General features: G+C 31.1%; 28 protein-coding genes and 1 pseudogene. 3 read left to right on the top strand and 26 right to left on the bottom strand.

Translation table 4 applies throughout. The annotated features are described in order from the left end of the window. The first annotated feature begins 177 nt into the window (after nucleotides 1-177). Nucleotides 178-1,089 carry an RluA family pseudouridine synthase gene (locus AC1RP9_RS01055; protein WP_481822545.1) on the top strand — a complete coding sequence of 304 codons (912 nt, stop codon included), beginning with the start codon at nucleotides 178-180 and terminating at the stop codon, nucleotides 1,087-1,089. A gap of 7 nt (nucleotides 1,090-1,096) precedes the next feature. Then, on the top strand, nucleotides 1,097-1,999 hold the full coding sequence (locus AC1RP9_RS01050; protein ID WP_481822544.1) for a hypothetical protein: 903 nt from the start codon (nucleotides 1,097-1,099) through the stop codon (nucleotides 1,997-1,999). A 105-nt stretch (nucleotides 2,000-2,104) separates the two neighbouring features. On the opposite strand, the gene rplO is transcribed toward AC1RP9_RS01050, so the two are convergent. The 23 genes and pseudogenes from rplO to AC1RP9_RS00935 all read right to left on the bottom strand — a co-directional run bounded on the left by rplO (nucleotide 2,105) and on the right by AC1RP9_RS00935 (nucleotide 14,575). Beyond that, entirely contained in the window at nucleotides 2,105-2,545 is a 441-nt protein-coding gene (gene rplO, locus AC1RP9_RS01045) for a 50S ribosomal protein L15 (RefSeq protein ID WP_481822543.1), read from the bottom strand. A 1-nt stretch (nucleotide 2,546) separates the two neighbouring features. Then, a complete protein-coding gene (rpsE, locus tag AC1RP9_RS01040; protein ID WP_481822542.1) occupies nucleotides 2,547-3,215 on the bottom strand; it encodes a 30S ribosomal protein S5 in 669 nt (222 codons plus the stop codon). Continuing rightward, nucleotides 3,215-3,565 carry a 50S ribosomal protein L18 gene (rplR, locus tag AC1RP9_RS01035; RefSeq protein WP_481822541.1) on the bottom strand — a complete coding sequence of 117 codons (351 nt, stop codon included), beginning with the start codon at nucleotides 3,563-3,565 and terminating at the stop codon, nucleotides 3,215-3,217. The genes rpsE and rplR overlap by 1 nt, the downstream gene beginning before the upstream one ends. A gap of 21 nt (nucleotides 3,566-3,586) precedes the next feature. Further along, nucleotides 3,587-4,126: a 50S ribosomal protein L6 gene (rplF, locus tag AC1RP9_RS01030; RefSeq protein ID WP_481822540.1), complete on the bottom strand. Its 540-nt coding sequence runs from the start codon at nucleotides 4,124-4,126 to the stop codon at nucleotides 3,587-3,589. 12 nt (nucleotides 4,127-4,138) lie between these two features. Next, nucleotides 4,139-4,534 (bottom strand): 30S ribosomal protein S8, encoded by a 396-nt coding sequence (rpsH, locus tag AC1RP9_RS01025; RefSeq protein WP_481822539.1) that lies wholly within the window; start codon nucleotides 4,532-4,534, stop codon nucleotides 4,139-4,141. A 2-nt stretch (nucleotides 4,535-4,536) separates the two neighbouring features. Beyond that, a complete protein-coding gene (locus tag AC1RP9_RS01020; protein WP_257043751.1) occupies nucleotides 4,537-4,722 on the bottom strand; it encodes a type Z 30S ribosomal protein S14 in 186 nt (61 codons plus the stop codon). Then, nucleotides 4,722-5,267: a 50S ribosomal protein L5 gene (gene rplE, locus AC1RP9_RS01015; protein WP_481822538.1), complete on the bottom strand. Its 546-nt coding sequence runs from the start codon at nucleotides 5,265-5,267 to the stop codon at nucleotides 4,722-4,724. The genes AC1RP9_RS01020 and rplE overlap by 1 nt, the downstream gene beginning before the upstream one ends. Nucleotides 5,268-5,269: 2 nt before the next feature. Then, on the bottom strand, nucleotides 5,270-5,599 hold the full coding sequence (gene rplX, locus AC1RP9_RS01010) for a 50S ribosomal protein L24 (RefSeq protein WP_481822537.1): 330 nt from the start codon (nucleotides 5,597-5,599) through the stop codon (nucleotides 5,270-5,272). Between the two features lie 13 nt (nucleotides 5,600-5,612). Continuing rightward, on the bottom strand, nucleotides 5,613-5,975 hold the full coding sequence (gene rplN, locus AC1RP9_RS01005) for a 50S ribosomal protein L14 (protein ID WP_257043748.1): 363 nt from the start codon (nucleotides 5,973-5,975) through the stop codon (nucleotides 5,613-5,615). After that, nucleotides 5,975-6,244, bottom strand: a complete 270-nt coding sequence (gene rpsQ, locus AC1RP9_RS01000; protein WP_257043746.1) for a 30S ribosomal protein S17 — start codon at nucleotides 6,242-6,244, stop codon at nucleotides 5,975-5,977. Before rpsQ ends, rplN begins: the two co-directional genes overlap by 1 nt. Next, the gene (gene rpmC / locus AC1RP9_RS00995; protein ID WP_481822536.1) at nucleotides 6,244-6,435 is read right to left on the bottom strand and encodes a 50S ribosomal protein L29; all 192 of its coding nucleotides are present in this window, start codon (nucleotides 6,433-6,435) and stop codon (nucleotides 6,244-6,246) included. Before rpmC ends, rpsQ begins: the two co-directional genes overlap by 1 nt. Then, a complete protein-coding gene (rplP, locus tag AC1RP9_RS00990; RefSeq protein ID WP_257043744.1) occupies nucleotides 6,435-6,860 on the bottom strand; it encodes a 50S ribosomal protein L16 in 426 nt (141 codons plus the stop codon). The genes rpmC and rplP overlap by 1 nt, the downstream gene beginning before the upstream one ends. A gap of 1 nt (nucleotide 6,861) precedes the next feature. Next, on the bottom strand, nucleotides 6,862-7,512 hold the full coding sequence (gene rpsC, locus AC1RP9_RS00985) for a 30S ribosomal protein S3 (RefSeq protein WP_481822535.1): 651 nt from the start codon (nucleotides 7,510-7,512) through the stop codon (nucleotides 6,862-6,864). Then, nucleotides 7,512-7,850, bottom strand: a complete 339-nt coding sequence (gene rplV, locus AC1RP9_RS00980; RefSeq protein ID WP_481822534.1) for a 50S ribosomal protein L22 — start codon at nucleotides 7,848-7,850, stop codon at nucleotides 7,512-7,514. The genes rpsC and rplV overlap by 1 nt, the downstream gene beginning before the upstream one ends. Next, on the bottom strand, nucleotides 7,850-8,128 hold the full coding sequence (gene rpsS / locus AC1RP9_RS00975; protein ID WP_257043741.1) for a 30S ribosomal protein S19: 279 nt from the start codon (nucleotides 8,126-8,128) through the stop codon (nucleotides 7,850-7,852). Before rpsS ends, rplV begins: the two co-directional genes overlap by 1 nt. After that, nucleotides 8,128-8,973, bottom strand: coding sequence for a 50S ribosomal protein L2 (gene rplB / locus AC1RP9_RS00970; RefSeq protein ID WP_481822533.1), 846 nt, complete (start codon nucleotides 8,971-8,973; stop codon nucleotides 8,128-8,130). The genes rpsS and rplB overlap by 1 nt, the downstream gene beginning before the upstream one ends. A 102-nt stretch (nucleotides 8,974-9,075) precedes the next feature. Continuing rightward, nucleotides 9,076-9,540 carry a 50S ribosomal protein L23 gene (rplW, locus tag AC1RP9_RS00965; RefSeq protein WP_481822532.1) on the bottom strand — a complete coding sequence of 155 codons (465 nt, stop codon included), beginning with the start codon at nucleotides 9,538-9,540 and terminating at the stop codon, nucleotides 9,076-9,078. Further along, complete coding sequence (rplD, locus tag AC1RP9_RS00960; protein ID WP_481822531.1) at nucleotides 9,540-10,205, bottom strand: 50S ribosomal protein L4; 666 nt, start codon at nucleotides 10,203-10,205, stop codon at nucleotides 9,540-9,542. The genes rplW and rplD overlap by 1 nt, the downstream gene beginning before the upstream one ends. A gap of 139 nt (nucleotides 10,206-10,344) precedes the next feature. Beyond that, a pseudogene (rplC, locus tag AC1RP9_RS00955) lies at nucleotides 10,345-11,004 on the bottom strand (50S ribosomal protein L3); the annotation flags it as partial. Between the two features lie 19 nt (nucleotides 11,005-11,023). Beyond that, a complete protein-coding gene (gene rpsJ / locus AC1RP9_RS00950; protein WP_481822530.1) occupies nucleotides 11,024-11,332 on the bottom strand; it encodes a 30S ribosomal protein S10 in 309 nt (102 codons plus the stop codon). A gap of 221 nt (nucleotides 11,333-11,553) precedes the next feature. Then, nucleotides 11,554-11,898, bottom strand: coding sequence for a thioredoxin family protein (locus AC1RP9_RS00945; protein ID WP_481822529.1), 345 nt, complete (start codon nucleotides 11,896-11,898; stop codon nucleotides 11,554-11,556). 83 nt (nucleotides 11,899-11,981) lie between these two features. Then, complete coding sequence (locus AC1RP9_RS00940; protein WP_481822528.1) at nucleotides 11,982-12,917, bottom strand: hypothetical protein; 936 nt, start codon at nucleotides 12,915-12,917, stop codon at nucleotides 11,982-11,984. Nucleotides 12,918-12,922: 5 nt separating this feature from the next. Beyond that, on the bottom strand, nucleotides 12,923-14,575 hold the full coding sequence (locus AC1RP9_RS00935) for a ribonuclease J (protein WP_481822527.1): 1,653 nt from the start codon (nucleotides 14,573-14,575) through the stop codon (nucleotides 12,923-12,925). 227 nt (nucleotides 14,576-14,802) lie between these two features. Between AC1RP9_RS00935 and rpmB the strand changes: the two genes are divergently transcribed. Then, nucleotides 14,803-14,994 (top strand): 50S ribosomal protein L28, encoded by a 192-nt coding sequence (gene rpmB / locus AC1RP9_RS00930; protein WP_481822526.1) that lies wholly within the window; start codon nucleotides 14,803-14,805, stop codon nucleotides 14,992-14,994. Nucleotides 14,995-15,094: 100 nt separating this feature from the next. On the opposite strand, the gene AC1RP9_RS00925 is transcribed toward rpmB, so the two are convergent. From AC1RP9_RS00925 to ptsP, 3 genes are all read right to left on the bottom strand, one after another. Further along, nucleotides 15,095-15,436, bottom strand: a complete 342-nt coding sequence (locus tag AC1RP9_RS00925) for a hypothetical protein (protein WP_481822525.1) — start codon at nucleotides 15,434-15,436, stop codon at nucleotides 15,095-15,097. A 99-nt stretch (nucleotides 15,437-15,535) separates the two neighbouring features. Continuing rightward, nucleotides 15,536-16,417: a DNA-binding protein WhiA gene (whiA, locus tag AC1RP9_RS00920; RefSeq protein WP_481822524.1), complete on the bottom strand. Its 882-nt coding sequence runs from the start codon at nucleotides 16,415-16,417 to the stop codon at nucleotides 15,536-15,538. Between the two features lie 31 nt (nucleotides 16,418-16,448). After that, on the bottom strand, nucleotides 16,449-18,152 hold the full coding sequence (gene ptsP / locus AC1RP9_RS00915; protein ID WP_481822523.1) for a phosphoenolpyruvate--protein phosphotransferase: 1,704 nt from the start codon (nucleotides 18,150-18,152) through the stop codon (nucleotides 16,449-16,451). Between the last annotated feature and the right edge of the window lie 154 nt (nucleotides 18,153-18,306).

Genomic DNA, 18,306 nt, shown 5'->3' with positions numbered 1-18,306 from the left:
ATTTTAATTATAAATTAATAAACTACATACTACATTTAGAAAGTTGATTTTTTATTGAAAATTTGTCCTTAAATGAATAAATTTTCAAAAATTTTCAATAAATTAAATTAGCAAAGGAGGTGGTAATTTGCTAAATTTATTTTCTTATTTTTTTAAAATCGGTATAATTAAGATAACATGATATTGCTTAAAGTTCAATATAAAGAAAGAATTGATAAATATATTAGTGATCATAGTCAAATTTCGCGTAATGATATTAAAGAATTAATCCAACAACGAGCAGTTTATGTTAATGATAATAATGTAATTAAACCTAAATACATTGTCCGTGAAGGACAAGAGATTAAAATAGTTAAGCTTTTAGACAAAGAAATTAAACTTGAACCGCAAAAAATGGACATTGATATTGTTTATGAAGATGAACATTTATTTGTGATTAATAAACCTTCAGGGTTAATTGTCCATCCAGCACCAGGTCATTTAGATCAAACATTAGTTAATGGGTTGCTTTATCATTTTAAAAACAATTTATCAAATACTAATGGATTGCTCAGACCTGGAATTGTCCATCGAATAGATAAAGATACTAGTGGACTATTAATTATTGCTAAAAACAATCACATTCATCAATTACTATCAAGCGATTTTAAGAATCATGATATTAGTCGAGAATATGTTGCGATTGTTGATGGAATTTTAGAAGAGAAAAAATTAAAATTAAACTTACCAATTGGTAGAAATATTAAAAACCGTCAAATGATGTGCGTAACCAACAATAATGCTAAAGAAGCAATTACTCATGTAGAAACTTTAAATACCTTTTATATTGATAATTTACCTAAAACATTGGTTAAATGCACACTTGAAACTGGAAGAACCCATCAAATCAGAGTTCATTTATCATATATTAAAAATCCAGTTTATGGGGATCCGGTATACGGAAGAAAGGTTGATGATTTTAATCAAAGATTACATGCCTATAAATTATCTTTTGTACATCCAATTACAAAAGATAAAATTGTTTTATATGCAAAACCACCAAGAGAATTTGATGTAGCAAACTTTGATTTTACACAACTATTTAGTTAGGGGAAAAATGTTTGGTATTTACGATACAAAATTTAAAGAACTAAATTCTATTAAAGAATTATGGAATAAAGAAAGTCAATTTAGAAAATTTATCATCCTAAATGGAATTGCGATTTTTATTTTATTCCTATTAAATGTGGTTATAAACATTTTAATAGTAGTATATAAGAATGATATTATTAACAAGTTTTTTGAAATAGCATCTGCAGTTTCACCAAATAATGCAAAAATTGAAACAAGTGCTGGAGAATGAAATTCACTATTTTTATCTAATATATTTCCAACAATAATTTTACTGATAGCAAACGTATTGTTTGTTCGCTCTGTATATATTGGTTATAGAGAACAAAATTTTATGAGACTGCACACTAGCAATATCTTTATTTTCGTTACTTCATGTTGATCTTTTGGTTGAGTTAGTAGATTTGCGAGTTTAGGGAGTATAGCTACTCAAGAACCATTTGTTGCTATTTTAGCATTAATGATTACTAATTTCTTATCATCAATTATTACCATTATTATTGTTTCAGCTCATTTATACACAATTAAAATTGCATTTGTTAGAGCTTTTAGACTAGAACAATTAAAGAAACATTATGAACAGTTTACAAAATTCTCGCAACAAAGTCCATTTGGATTTGATTTCCCTTTTAATCAAGATAACTTTAATTCAAATACACAAAATCCAGAACAATGAAATAATGCAAACTCTAGTGCAACAAATCAAAATACAAAAAGTGCTTTTGAATTAGAAAAAGAAAAAGAAATTAATAAGCTCCTTGGACTTAAAACAAAGCAATTGCACGAAATGGCTAAATTATTAGGAATTTATGGATATGAAGAACTTTCTAAAGAAGAACTAGTCGAAAAAATTTACAATTATACCCGTAAAAAGAATGTAAACAATTAATTTAATCTCTCTAAGAACTATCATTCATCTCAGAATTGAGATGATTTTTTTATACTAAGGATAAATAAAAACACAGCAAGCTGTGTTTAATGAAATTGAATGTAATTATAATTCTTGAACTTGTCCACCAGCAGCAATAATTGCTTCTTGCGCTGATTTTGAAACTCGATGAACACGAACAATTAATTTTTTACTTAAAGTTCCATTCCCTAAAACTTTAATTGGTAAGGTTCTTTTAATAAGGTTGTTTGCAAATAATGATTCAATAGTTACTTCTTGACCATCTTGGTATTTAGCTTCTAAATCTTTTAAATTAACTACTTGGAATTCTAAATGATTCACGTTAGTAAATCCACGTTTTCCGATTCTACGGAATCAAGGAGTTTGACCCCCTTCAAATCCTAATCTGTGTCCTTTACGTTTGTTTTGACCTGACTGTCCTTTACCAGCTTGTTTTCCTTTTCCAGCGGCATGTCCACGACCTTTACGGTGTTTTTCTTTCCGTGAACCTTCGGTTGCTTTTAATGTATGTAATTTAATTGACATATTAGATTAAGTCCTTTACATCTTTATTTCTAATTTCAGCAATTTGCTCAACTGTTCTAAGTTGTGATAGAGCTTTTAGAGTTGCTTTAACAGTGTTTGCTTTTGAACGCGAACCATATGTTTTAGTCACAATATCAGTATATCCAGCTAATTCAGTAACTGCACGCACTGTTCCTGAAGCGATTAACCCTTTTCCTTTTGAAGCAGGTTTAAGCATTACTCTTGAAGCAAGGAATTTAGCTTGAATTTCATGTGGAACAGTTCCATTAACAAGTGGTACGTCAATAAGGTTATTTTGAGCGTCTTTAATGGCTTTTTTAATTGCATCAGGAACTTCATTAGCTTTTCCGTGTCCTAATCCAACACTACCTTTTTTGTTTCCAACTACTACAAAGGCACTAAAGCTAAATCTTCTTCCGCCTTTAACAACTTTGGTAACTCTAGCTATATCAATAACTTTTTCTGAGTATTCTGAAACTGGTTGTTCAAATCCACGGGTTCTTCTTGGACGGTCATCTTTGTTAGGACGTTTATCGGTTTTAACTTTAGGATTTCTAAAGTTTCTTCTTTCTTCAACTGGAGGGGTTGTTGGTTTAGCAGGTTTTGGATGTGGTGATTTAACCTCTTTAGTTCCAACAACTGGTTTGGTTGCTTGTTTTTGATTTTCCATTAGAATTTAACTCCTTTTTCGCGAACGGCTTCAGCAAATGCTTTGACTCTTCCATGGTACAGATAACCTGAACGGTCAAAAACAAGTTCTTTAATTCCAAGAGCTAGAACAGCTTGACCCATTTTAGCTCCAAGTTCTTTAGCAGCTTGAATGTTTCCTGAGTAGTTTGAATCTTTAAGAGTTGAAATGCTAGTTAGTGTAACTCCTTTTGAATCATCAATTAATTGTGCATAAAAGTTTTGGTGTGATTTATAGACGCTTAAACGTGGTTTATCTGAAGTTCCGCTAAGTGTTTGACGAATGCGAATGTGTTTAGCTTTGCGAGCTTTATTTCTTGATAATTTTGCCATGTTATTCACCTAACTTGCTTCTTATTTAGAAGAAGTTTTCCCTTCTTTACGTCTAATTTTTTCGCCTTTGTACGAAATTCCTTTACCTGAATACACACTTGGTTTACGCACACTACGCACAATAGCAGCAAATGAAGTTACGCTTTGTTTATCAATTCCAAACAAGGTAATTTCAGTTGGTTTAGCTAAAGTAGCTTTGACATTGGCAGGAACTTCTAAGGTAACTTCGTGACTGTATCCAGCTGAAATAACTAATTGAGTTCCTTTTAATGTAGCTTTATACCCAACCCCTTTAATTTCAAGTTCTTTGGTAAAACCTTGTGAAACACCAGTAATCATATTGGCAATATGAGCATTGGTGGTTCCGTGTAATTGTTTAGTAGTTTTTTCTTCGTTTGCTCGAACTGTGGTAACTTGGTTGTCTTGAACTGAAACAGCAATTTTTGAACTAAATTCTCTACTAAGAGTTCCTAATTTTCCTGAAACGGTTACTTTAGTCCCATCAACAGTAACACTAGTTCCAGCAGGAATTGTTAAAATACGATTTCCAACACGTGACATAACACTTCCCTTCTATCAAATGTAGGCAACGACTTCGCCACCAACATTTTCTTTCTTAGCTTCTTTTCCAGTCATTAGTCCTTTTGAAGTAGACATAATCACTGTTCCATATCCTGATAAAACAGTAGGAATTTCTGATGACTTAACATAAACTTTAAGTCCAGGTTTTGAAACTCTTTTAATTCCAATAATTGCTGATTGAGAACCTTTATATTTAAGGGTAAGAACTAATTTTTTATTAATTCCTTCACCTTCAACTGAATAAGAATGAATGTAACCTTCTGATTGAATTAATTTGACAATTGCTTCTTTTTTATTTGAGAATGGAATTTCTACGGTTTTGTGCTTTCTTGCGTTAGCGTTTTTAATACGCACGATTAAATCTGAAATTGGATCTGTAATAAACATAATTATCAGCTCGCTTTCTTCATACCTGGGATTTTACCTTCGTGTGCAAGGTTTCTAAAGCAGATACGACATACTTTGTATTTTCTTAAAACCGCATGTGGACGACCACATAATTCGCAACGTGTGTACGCACGAGATGAGAATTTAGGGTGGCGTTTTGCTTTTTCAATAAGTGCTTTTCTAGCCATTATTTATCTCCTTTTTTCTCAAATGGAACACCAATTAATTCAAGTAATGTTCTAGCTTCTTTATTAGTTTTTGCGGTGGTGACAATAATCACATCAAGTCCTTTGATCCGACGGATTTTGTCAAATTCAATTTCTGGGAAAATGATTTCTTCTTTAATTCCTAAAGCAAAGGTACCTCTACCATCAAATGATTTAGGATTTGCACCACGGAAATCACGAATACGTGGCATTGCAACGTTGATAAGTTTGTCTAAAAATTCTCACATACGCTCTCTACGAAGGGTAACTTTCCCTCCCATAGGCATTCCTTCACGAAGTTTTCATGAAGCGTTTGATTTTTTAGCTTTGGTTTGAAATGGTTTTTGTCCAGCGATTAAAGTAAGTTCATTTAAAACTTCTTCAATCGCTTTTGAGTTTGAAACTTCTTTTCCAGCTGTCATATTAAGTACCACTTTTTCAATTCGTGGAACTTGCATTGGTGAAGAGTAATTAAATTTTTCTTTAAGTGCAGGAACTGCTTTTTCTAAATAAATATTCTTGAGCATAATTAAATTTCCTTCTTAGTTTTTCTAACTACTCTAACTTTTTTGCCTTCCTTGGTAAATTTGTAACCAAGTTTACTATATTGTGCTGGTTTGTCTTTAGTTTCTTTTTTAACAAGATATGCTACATTTGAAGCGTGAATTGGAGCTTCTTTGGTGGTAATAGTTCCATCTTGGTTTTGTTGTGAAGGTTTGTTATGTTTGGTGACAATGTTAAGATCTTTAACAATAACTGCGTTTTTGTCGTGTAATACTTTTAAAACGGTTCCTGTTTTCCCTTTTTCTTTTCCTGCAATTACAATAACTTCGTCGTTTTTCTTGAATTTAACTTTCATAAAAATTCCTTAATTATAAAACTTCAGGTGCAAGAGAAACAATTTTTGGATATTTTTCACGAATTTCACGAGCCACTGGCCCAAAAACACGTGTTCCTCTTGGAGTTCCATCTTCTTTTAAAAGTACTACAGCATTTTCATCAAACCGAATATATGATCCATTTTCTCTCGAAATTCCGTAACGTGAGCGTACCACAACTGCTTTAACTACTTGTTTTTGTTTAACTCCACCATTAGGAATGGCTTTTTTGACTGAACACATAACCACATCACCAATTTTGGCCACTTTTTTATTTGAACCAAGAATTCTAAAGATTCCAACTTCTTTGGCTCCTGAATTATCAGCAACATTTGCTCTAGATAGTTCTAATAGCATTATTTGCTCCCTTCATTAGACTGTTTAATTGAAACAAGTCGAAAGTGTTTGGTTTTTGAAAGTGGACGTGTTTCCATAATCACAACTGAATCGTTTAATTTAGCAAGGTGATTTTCGTCATGAACAGCAAAACGTTTAGTTGATTTGAAACGTTTTGAATAAAGTGGGTGTTTTTTATAAGTGTCAACAGCAACAATAATGGTTTTAGGTGTTTTGTGAGCTGAAACGACTGTACCAACTAATGTTTTTCTTGTATTTCTTTCAATCATTATTTAGCTCCTTTTTCACTTAAGGCTGTGAGTGCTCTAGCAATATCTTTTTTAATAAGATCAATTTTGTGGGTTTGATCAAGAGAACCGGTGGTGTTTTGGAATCTTAATGTTCAAAGTTCAGCTTTAAGATCTCTTACTAATGTTTGGAGTTCTGAGACTGATTTGTTTAATAAATCTTTATATAGCATTAGTTATTCCCTTCGTGTTCTCTTGTAATAATTTTTCATTTCACCGGTAATTTATGTCCTGCAAGTCTTAAAGCTTCACGAGCTATTTCTTCTGAAACTCCTGATACTTCAAACATAACAGTATCAACTTTAACAGCAGTATATCATTTTTCAGGTGCACCTTTTCCTGATCCCATCCGAACCCCGATTGGTTTAGAAGTTTTTGAAAAATGCGGGAAGATCCGAATGATAACACTTCCTTCACGACCCATATGTCTAGTAGCAGCAATACGGGCTGATTCAATTTGACGTGCATCAACTCAAGCACTAGTTACAGCTTGAAGACCAAATTCCCCAAAAGCAACAGTGTTTCCTTTAGTAGCTCTACGTTTGTCGTGTTTTACTAGAAATGGTTTTCTATATTTGGTTCTTTTTGGTTGAAGCATTTTATTTATCTCCTTCCAAAATTTCACCTAATGAAACCCAAACTTTAACTCCAATAGCTCCATAAGTGGTACGAGCTGTAGCAGTAGCATAATCAACGTTTTGTCTAAGGGTGTGAAGTTTCATTTCTCCTTCTGAATATCCTTCAGTACGAGCCATGTCAACACCATTTAAACGACCTGAAACGGCAGTTTTAATTCCTTTAGCTCCATTACGCATTGCACTACGAATAGCAATTTTTTGAGCGGTACGGAATCTTTCACGGTTTTCAAGTTTTTGAGCAATCATTTCAGCTAGTAATCTAGCATTAAGATCTGGGTTTTTAAGTTCAATAACTTGTAAATTAACATCAAGGTGTTTGTTTTTTAAATATTTTTTTAGTTTAAGAGTTAATTCTTGAATGTTTTTTCCTTCTGAACCTAAAATTACTCCAGGTTTAGCAGAATGTAAAACAACATTAACTCTATTTTTTTGGTTTCTTTGAACATTTACTTTACCAATTTGGTATTCACGTACATATTTATCAAAAAACTTATAGATTTTAGCATCTTCAACTAATTTGTTTCCAAATTGTGCTTTTTCAGCAAATCAGATTGAATTGTGTGTTTTGGTAATTCCAAAACGGAATCCATTTGGATTGACCTTTTGTCCCATTAGTTTCTCTCCTCTAAAACAATTGATAAGTTTGATGTACGTTTAAAAATTGAATAAGCACGACCTTGGCTTCTTGGTTGAAATCTTTTTAAGGTTGGACCTTCATTAACATAAACTTCTTTAACGAATAATTTTGATGCGTCCATTCCATGATTATTGGTAGCGTTTGCAATCGCTGAATTAAGTAATTTAATGAAAATACGAGCAGATTTTTTTGAGGTATTGTGTAATAAAGAAAGTGCTATTTTCACATCTTTCCCACGGAAAAGATTAGCGACAAGTTTAGCTTTTGAAACACTAACTCTTTGTAGTTTAACGTGTGCTTTGGCTTGTTGCATTATTTTTTCTTACCTTTATCTGCACCATGACCTGAGAATGTTCTGGTTGGTGAAAATTCACCAAGTTTGTGTCCGACCATATCATCGGTTACATATACTTCATTAAATACTTTTCCGTTGTGTACTGCAAAAGTCAAACCAACAAAACTTGGGAAGATAGTTGAACGTCTTGATCAAGTTTTGATTGGTTTTTTAGGTGCTTTTCCTTCAAGAATGGCATCTACTTTTTTGAGTAAATGGTCATCAGCGAATGGACCTTTTTTCAGACTACGTGCCATTATTTAGCATCCTTTCTTCTTCTTATAATCAGTTTATTTGAAGATTTCTTAGTTTTTCTAGTTTTCACTCCAAGAGCTTTTTTACCTCAAGGGGTAAGAGGGGCTTTACGACCAACAGGTTGTTTCCCTTCCCCTCCCCCATGTGGGTGATCCACAGGGTTCATAACTGAACCACGAACGGTAGGTCTAATTCCTTTGTGTCTGTTAATTCCGGCTTTCCCGACATTAACCAGTAAATGTTCTTCGTTTCCAACAGTACCAATTGTTGCACGACAACGAGCTAAAATACGACGTGTTTCACCTGATTTAAGTTTTAATACAACGTATTTTCCATTGTCATCTTTCCCAAGAATTTGGGCAGCAGTTCCAGCTGAACGAGCAATAATTGCTCCTCCTCCTGGTTGCATTTCAATGTTGTGTACAAATGTACCATCAGGAATATTTGCTAATGGTAAGGCATTACCAACAACAATATCAACATTTTCTCCTGAAATCACTTTTTGACCTAATTTAATTCCTTTAGGTGCAATAATGTATCTTTTTTCTCCATCTGCATATGCAAGTAAACAAATGTTTGCTGATCTATTTGGATCATATTCAATTGTTTTAACCACAGCTGGAATATTATCTTTATTACGTTTAAAGTCTACAATTCTGTAGAATCTTTTAACACGTCCTCCGTGATGTCGAACAGTAATTTTACCTTGGTTATTACGACCTGCATTATTTTTCAAAATCACAAGGAGTGATTTTTCAGGTGCATGACCAGATAAATTTTGTTTAAAATCAAGAGAAGACATGTTTCTTCTACCATTAGTAGTTGGCTTATGATATTTAATAGCCATAAATGTCTTTTCTCCTTTGCTTAAAAATAGTTGCGGATCTTTCTTTTAAGCAAGCATATTTCCGCTTTGTTTAATTATTTGTATGGTTTTGAATAAGCAAAATTATTCTCCACCCCCAACTTTACGATGCATTGATGGTTTAGAGCTGGTTGTTTTTGCTTTATTTTTCATTGTTGTTTGTTTTTTTGAAGCAAGTTTAGCTGCTACACGTCTTTCTACATCTGAAGCTAATGTTTTTTTCTCCTCTTTATCTTTTTGCTCTTTTTCTTTGGTTGGATTAACATCTTCATTAGGGAAGAAGTTAATTTCTTGTCCAGGAGCTAGAGTTACCATAGCTTTTTTATATCTATTGGTAAATCCGTGGAAACGTCCTACGTTTTTGGGTTTTTTATCAACTTTAATAGTGTTAACTTTTTCAACTTTAACTTTGAAAATTTTCTCAACTGCATTAGCAATTTGAAATTTATTTGCGTGATAATCAGCTTTAAAGGTATAAACTCCATTTGACATTTGTTGATATGTTTTTTCAGTTAACACAGGAGCTTGAAGAACTTTTGTTAATTCCATTATCTAGCCTTCCCTTCTAAAATTGATAAACTTTCGTGTGAAATAATCATCACATCGGCTCCAACAAGTGATTCAACACTAAGTGAATGAGCTTTTGAAGTTTGAACATTAGGTAAGTTGTTCGCTGATTTAAACACATTGTAATCTTCAGTAACAACTAATACATGTTTTAAGTGAGCTAATTTTAATTCTTTAAGTTTAATGTTTAATGCTTTAGTTGAAATGGTTTGTAATTTTAAATCATCTACAAGCACTGCTTTATCTTGTGCAAGTAAAGTAAGTGCTGAAATAAAAGCATTATATCTCACTTTTTTATTAACTTTAAGTGAGTAATTTTTCTCTGATTGAGGACCAAACGCTCTCCCTCCACCAACTCAAATTGGTGAACGCATTGAGCTATGACGTGCTCGACCGGTTCCTTTTTGTCTTCAAGGTTTTTTCCCTGAACCAGAAACTTCAGCACGGTTTTTAACTTGGTGAGTTCCTTGTCTACGTGAAGCTCTTTCTGAAAGAATAGTGTCAAAAATAGCTTGTTCATAAATTTTTTCGCTGGCAAATAAACTTGCTGGAAGTTTTGCATCAAATTGAACTTTTTCCATTGTTGCATCATTAGCAACTGCTACTGGAGTAGAAGAAACTTTAGCTTTAGATTTTGTTTGAGCCATCTTATTTTTCTCCTTCTTCTTTAGCTTCAGCATCAGCGATTAATTGTGCAAGCTCATTTGAATGCATCCCAACGGTAACTTCAATGTGGTATTTTTTTGCTTTTTCAACTAATTCGTTCATCAATAGAACTTCTTTAATATCAACAAGTTTAATAGCTTCTTTGTTTGGTAATCCTTTAACTGCTTGTTTAACAACAACAAGTGATTTTTTTGGTCCTGGAATTGATCCTTTAATTAAAAGTAATCCATTTTCCATGTCCACTTTAACCACTTCAAGGTTTTGAACAGTGGTTTTAACATGTCCAAGGTGCCCAGGCATAGTCATTCCTTTGTAAACACGGTTCCCTGAAATATCTCCAAGTGATCCGGTTTGTCTAACAGGCTGACTTCCACCTCCGCCCCCGTGTGATTTAGGACCAATGTGTTGGTTATGTCTTTTAATAGTTCCAGCAAATCCTTTTCCTTTTGAAGTTCCTGTTACATCAACAAGTTCTCCAGCTTGGAAAATGTCAGCTGATACTGTTTGTCCAAGTTCATAACCTGACATATTACGAACTTCTTTTACGTAGCGCTTAGGTGTTGTATTAGCTTTTTTAAACTGACCAGCATCAGGTTTATTAACACGTGATGGTTTTTTATCAACTGTAGCAAGTTGAGTAGCCACGTAACCGTCTTTTTCTTGAGTCAAGACTTTTGATACAACATTTGGTTGAACTTCGATTACAGTGACTGGAATTGAATATCCTTGGTCAGTGTAAATCTGGGTCATTCCAACTTTACGGCCTAAGATTCCTTTCATATGTTCTCCTTAATTTTAATTATTTTGAAGTTTTTACTTGAACTGCAACACCATATGGAAGTTCAAGTCTGTTTAATTTATCAGTAAATTCTTGAGTAGCTTCATCAACCACAATTAATCTTTGGTGAGTTCTACTTTCGAACTGTTCACGTGATTTTTTGTTAACGTGAACTGATCTAAGAATTGTGATTTCATCTCTTTTAGTAGGAAGCGGAATTGGACCACTAACTTTTAGATTAGCAGCTTTAGCAGTGTGATACACCTTTTTAGCAGCACTATCTACAAGTGCATGATCAAATCCTTTTACCTTGACGTTTAATTTGTTCATGTTGTCTCCTTTGTTCGTTTTTGAACTTAACTCCCTATAAAAACTTAATGAGTCCTTGACAACTTATGGCTCATTAACAACCTTATAGTTCATAGTTATAGTTGCTTTTTAATTATAAGGTAAAAGACAAAAAAGATAAGCAAAAAAATAGGGTTTTTAAAATTTACCCCATATTTTGTTGTATCATAGTATTTTTTCTATATATTAAATGCGCTGAAAGCCTAAAAAGTAGAGGAAATTCGTTTCTCAATTCATTCAATTAAAACTTCTTCAGGAATGTATTCATATCCTTTTTCGACAATCTTATTCCCTTTAAGTAACACAAATGTTGGAACTTTTAAAACCTCTCATTTAGTGTTAGGATCTCTTAATAAATTTGCTTCTTCAGCGTCAACTTCAATGAATGAAAGTTGTTTGTATTGAGCATATTTTGATGATAAGCGATTAATAACTGGTTTCATCATTTTGCAATCTCCACACCATTCAACTGTAAATGCTAAAAAAATTAAATTATTGTTGTTTGCTTCAATAAGTTTTTGTGCTTGTTTTCAAAGTAATTTTTTCATGATTTTCCTTTCATTATTAAGTTAAAATGTTTAAATTTCGTTTATTCAAATTCTTGTTTATTAAACATTAATTTGAGTTTTGTTTATGTATCTTCTTGCTTTAATTGTGATTTAACGTTTAAAAATGTTAAATCATTTATATTTTGTCTTTTCAAAGTCTTTAGAATTAATTTTTCAACTTTCAAAAACGATAAATTTCAATATTCAATTTTAAAAATCTTGCTTGCATTAAATAAAAAATCAATATAAACCTGAAAATTGGGTGTATTACAAATGATTTCTGTGTGACTTTGAACCTTTTGCGAATATTCTCTTAGATTTAACTGATTAAGTTTTTGAATTGGTCTTTTGAATAAAGATACATAATAAATATCTAATCCAAAAAGCACGATTAATACGATTAAAAAGACCAAAACACTAATTCAGGAAAAACCAATTAAATAAAGTAAATTAATTAAGGGTTCGATAATAAATCCAATATGTCGAAAATCAAAAGTTGCATATTTACTAAGTGCTACATGCTTTCAAAAACCATTCTCAAATAATATTTGTACACTTTTTATGGTGTATTTCATTTCAAATTCTTTATCAGTATTATTAAGAAAATATAAAATTAAATAATCGCTAATAGCAATAACTATAAATAAATACCACAAAAACTTGCAGATAATTTGCTTGAATGTTTCGTAAGAAATCTTTTGGTGTTTGTTTAATCAAGCAAATGTATCTTGATAGTATTTATGTTCAAGCAACAGCACGATTCATCAAATAAAAAGCAAAATGATAAGAGGATAAATAAGATTACCAAACGTAAGATTCAGCGAATACTTATAAATAATATTTAAAATTGAATTATTCACAAATGTTGCTGTAATTGTGAGCAAAAGAAAAATTACATTAACAAACAAAAGTGATATTATCAAGATTTTTCTTTTGGTAGTGACTGTAAAAAGAGTTTTGTTAGCTTCTTTTTCAATTAAAGATAAATTTAATAAATTATTAAGCTTTCGTTTTGTCATACTTTTTAAATGTTATTAATCCCCAAAACCACCATTGGATCTTTTTCGGTTACTTTATAAATTTTCTTACGAATTGCTTTACGGATTTTTTCGTTTAAATCCTTCATTGAAGTAAATTCTTTAGTTTCAATAACATTAATTAAGACTGTTTTGATGAGTTCATTAACTTCGCTTTTATCTTTTTCATCAATAACTCCAATGTAATCAATAAACAATTCGCTAGCAATTCGTTTTTGTTTTGTTGAATATAGTAAATTAATAATAATCACTCCTTCACGGCCTAGTGATTCACGCTCTGCGATTACTTCTGAAGATATATCACCAATTCCAAATCCATCGATAATAGTATCTCCAATTTCGCTAACTTTTCCATTCTGACTGAAAAGTTTTTCATCGGTAAAATGTGCAATTCTACCATTTAACAGCACAATGGTTTTGGTGTGCTTTGATAAAATTTCATCACTATTGATAAAATTAGCAGCATCCACTAAATAACGATATAAACCTTGTGCTGGTAATAAATATTTGGGTTTGAGTGCTCGCACTAAATTAGCAATATCTTGTTTGCTTGGGTGATGTTTATAAAATTGGCTTTCTGAAATGTCGTAAATTTTAGATGTAATTTTAGCAATTTCATCTAATGTAGCGGCCGCAAATGATTCAAGTCCATTCACAGGATGAGCCATTATAATTACATTATCAGTATTTTTAAGTTTTAAATACACATCACGTTTAGCAGTAATACGGACAAATCTTAGGAATAAACGTTCAATTGAGCCAGTAACTAAAACAATAGCATTTTTATATTTATTGATTTGACGATAGTCAAACATTTCAGGAAGCGGAAAATCTTTTGAAATTTTGCTAATTAAATAAATAAATTGACCATATGTTTTTCCATACGCACACACAGGTCTTTTGGTGATTAAGGCCATATTAAGAATTTGTTGGAGTTGCACCATATCTTCATCGTAAGCTCCAACAATAATTCTTTCTTCATTACTAGCTTTTAAAAACACTTGTTTAATAAAATCAGGGAGTTCTAGTTTTTCAATTGCACGACCTAAAGCATTGCTTCTTCCTGCATCACAAATAAGTGCATTAATTGAATTTTTTGAAAGATTTTTACCAAGCTCTTGAAAGTTTAAATTTCCGTAAAGACCTAAATTTCCTTCAACAAAATTAAACATGAACACATAAGAACCGGTTGGAGTAGTGAAATTAAAACCTAGCGATTCAGGAATGCTCCCGGCCACTTTAATTGGACTAACGATTAAATCATCAAATTTAATGTCAGTGTTAATAACTTGGATTTGATAACTTTTTTCATCAATTTTGTACTTTTTGAGTCTATCAATAATGATAATTTTGTTAAACGCACTAGTATAAATTTTAATTCCAGGAATTTTCATTACTAACCAAGGAAGTGCACTAAAGCTTTCATTTTTTATATCAGTGATAAAAATACCTTTAATTCTCTTTTTATTTTTTTCTAAATAAGTAAAATCTGGAATCAATGCATCGACTCCATTACTTGAATTAATAGGAATTTTAACCCCCGAATTAACAATGTAAATATTGTTGTTATGTTCAAAAATATAGCAATTTTTGCCATTTTCATCTTGCCCACCAAGGGCAAATATATTAACTTGCTGCATTGTTCTCCTTATGCAAAATTATTAAATTGAACGCTAAAATAATAATGAGATTGATATTTTTTAATTATAACAAAAAGACACTAATAGCTTATTATTTGTGCGAAAATAACGCTTTATTTAACCTAATTTTGTGGGTTTGAGTAAATTGTTGGAATTTTGTTGTTTTTTAGTATAATTTTTTTACTTATTTAAACCGTATATAATTAGCTAATTAGAAAGGAAAAATTATGGCAAGAAGAGATGTCCTTACCGGTAAAGGTCCTATGTCAGGAAATACTCGTTCACACGCAATGAACGCTTCAAAACGTAAGTTCAATGTTAATTTACAAAAAATTAAAGTTAATATTGGTGGACGTAAGCAAACTCTTAGAGTTTCAGCTAAAACTATTAAAACCCTTAAAAACAAAGGTTTAGTTTAAAATAATACAAATCAGTCTGATCAGCTGATTTTTATTTTCGAAAAATGGAATAAAACAAAAAGCAGATTTTTTCTCTGCTTTTTGTTTTTGAATTATTTGATTAAAAGTGTCTTCATAAGATTCCGTGGAATCTTTGAGCTTTTGTTAATAAAAGACCATCGAATTCAGTATCTTTGTAAATAAAGAAATCAGCTAAATATGCAATGAAAACTGAAAGTAAAACAAGTGAAACAATACAAAAGATTCATAATAAAATTTTTGCTGTTTTGCTTCATTCTTTAGATTCATATTGTTCTTCGTTTTCAATCGCTGAACCAAACATTAAGTTTCTTAGTTTTTTGATAAGACTAATTCTTACGGCTTTATCCATAATTTTATTCTTAACTTTTCGTTTACTATAATGCTCATAGGCATTGCTGTATTTTTGTAATTTTTCATTCATAAACAGCTCCTAACATAAAAGTTGTTTTGTATAGACATAATTATACTAAATCTTAAAAATTATAACAAATTAAATTAAATCCGTAATTTTATGAATTGTTTATTTATTTTTTAATTTTTGATGTTCTTGGACAACTTTTTTAAGTTTTCGGTTTCAATGATTTAGTCCCGCTTTGGTGATGAAAATATTATGTTCATCTTCAAGAATTTCCACAATATACCGAAGCGAAAGTCCAGGATTTTCTAAACGTAAACGATGAAAAACTAGTTCATTTTCATTAAATTTACTTTCTAAATTATATTTGTAAACATAATTGATCAATTCAACATAGTTAATTGAGCTTGAAGCAACTTTTTTTAAGTTAGCAAAATCTAAGTTGTTAATGCGATTAATCATATTTTTCATATCACGCTTAATTTTAAGATCTAAATACTCAAAATAAGCTTTTTTTGCTTCTATTGCTGATAAAAATTCAATGATTCTATCAATACTCCGAATATAAATAGTGTGTTTATTATTTTTAAATTGATATCTAAAATTAAATTCATACATGTTCAGTATTTCGAGCACATTCATTAAATTATCTTTATTTTCTGCACTGAGATATAAAAAATATGATTTGGATTCAATATTTGAAATAGTACCTCCAGCAAAGAAAACACCACCAAAAAATTGTGTTAAATCAAGTAACCGAAGTGAAATAACATCATAAAGATTTTGCTCAAAAAAAGGATCGTCAGTGTTAATGATAATTTTTTTACCTGAATTTTGTGGTAATGTGTATGGTACTTTTAATTTTGAAAGTAACTTTATAATCTCATTTTTAAATTCTTGAGTAGTATATTTAACTTCAATTTGCTTGCTGTGTTGATTTAAAGGAGCAAAAACAATTAAAAGACCTAATAAAAAGGGGTCAATATCTTTAGTTTTTTTACCCTTAATAATTTCTCTTTTAATTTGAGTTGTGAAACTATTTCTCATACACTAAATTATAAACAAAATAGGCCATAGCCTATTTGTTCAATGTCTGTTCTAACAATTCAATTACTTGACTTTCAGTGTCTAAATCAATTGCTTTATTTGCTAATTGTTTCATTTCTTGGTAGCTTAAGTTTCTTGAAAGTTCTCTACTTCTAAGTACACTTGAAGCTGACATTGAAAATTCATCAAGTCCAAGACCTAATAAAAGAGGAAGGGCTTTAGGGTCTCCAGCCATTTCTCCACACATACCTGCTCATTTACCATGCTTGTGAGCTCCATCAATTATCATTTTAATGAGTCTTAAAATTGAAGGGCTTAATGGTTGATATAAGTACGAAATATTTTCGTTCATGCGGTCAGCGGCCATTGAATATTGAATTAAGTCATTTGTACCAATTGACACAAAATCTGCATATTTACAGAATTGATCTGATAAGACTGCTGCCGCTGGAGTTTCCATCATTAATCCGACTTGAATTTTATCTTTTGGAGCAATGTTTTTGTTGTTCGAGTACACTTCTTCATATGCTTGAAAGTACATTTCTTTTGCATCTAAAAACTCTTTAACATTAGTAATCATTGGGAACATAATTGCAACATTACCAAATTCACTTGCTCGAATTAAAGCTCTAAGCTGAGTTTTGAAAATTTCAGGATTTTGTAAACAAAATCTAATTGCTCTATACCCTAAAAATGGGTTCATTTCAGTTGGAAATTTAAAATATTTAAGAGTTTTATCTCCACCAATATCAAGAGTTCTAATGACAACTCTTTTTCCTTTCATTCCTTCCACAACAGTTTTATAAGCTTGGAATTGTTCTTCTTCAGAAGGTCAATTATCATTATCCATGTATAAAAATTCTGATCTAAATAACCCAATTCCTTCGGCATCATTGCTTAAAGTTGATTCTAAATCTTTAGGAGTTCCAATATTTGCAGCTATTTCAATGTGGTGTCCATCTACAGTTACTGATGGTTGGCCTTTTAATTTTGTTAATCTCTCAAGATAAAGTTTGTATTTTTTTTCTTCTCTCTTAAAATGTTCAATTTCTTCTTCATTTGGAGAAACAACAACTGTTCCTGTACTTCCATCTAAAGCTAAAATGTCTCCATTATTAACTTTTTCCATAATCACATTAGTTCCTACTACTGAAGGGATCCCTAAGCTACGAGCCATAATTGCTGTATGAGAAGTGGTTCCACCAATGTTAGTTACAAACCCTTTCACAAATTGTTTGTCTAATTGCACAGTTTGTGAGGGTGAAAGATCTTCAGCGACAATAATAACCTCTTCATTAATACCAGTTAAATCGCGTTCTTCAATCCCTAGAATAGCTTGAATAAGTTTTTTTGAGACATCATAAACATCCGCAACTCTTTCACGCATGTATTCATCTAAACCTGAAAGCATTTCAGCAAATTGTTTATAAAAACTTTCAATAGCAAATTCAGATGAGTAATTTTCATTTTGAATAAAATCAGTAATACTGCTAATTGCGTATTCATCGGTCACAAAATTTAAGTGAGCATCAAAAATAGCAGCATGTTCTGGATCTTTAGCAAGTTCCTTTGATTTTTTAATTTTTTCAATCACTGTGTTTCGTGCATTATTATATTTTTTAAGTGAAGCTTCAGGATTTGTTGTTGATTTGTTGTAGCTTAGTTCAATTTCTTCAATTTTGAAAACTTTAGCTATTGCAACACCTTGTGAAGCACCAATACCTTTTATTGTCATTTTTTACTCCTGTAAATTAAATATATAAATATGTTATTAATATTATAAAGTTCTTAAACAATTAAATGTATATAATTTTAAATTTTTCAACATATGAAAAAGAATTTTTTTAATTTTTAAATTTTTTATGTTAATATTATAAAGCAACGAATGA

It is taken from the genome of Mycoplasma sp. 3686h (genome assembly GCF_056781225.1).
Note: the sequence above shows the minus strand (reverse complement) of the source record. Positions and strands in the feature narration are given on the sequence as shown.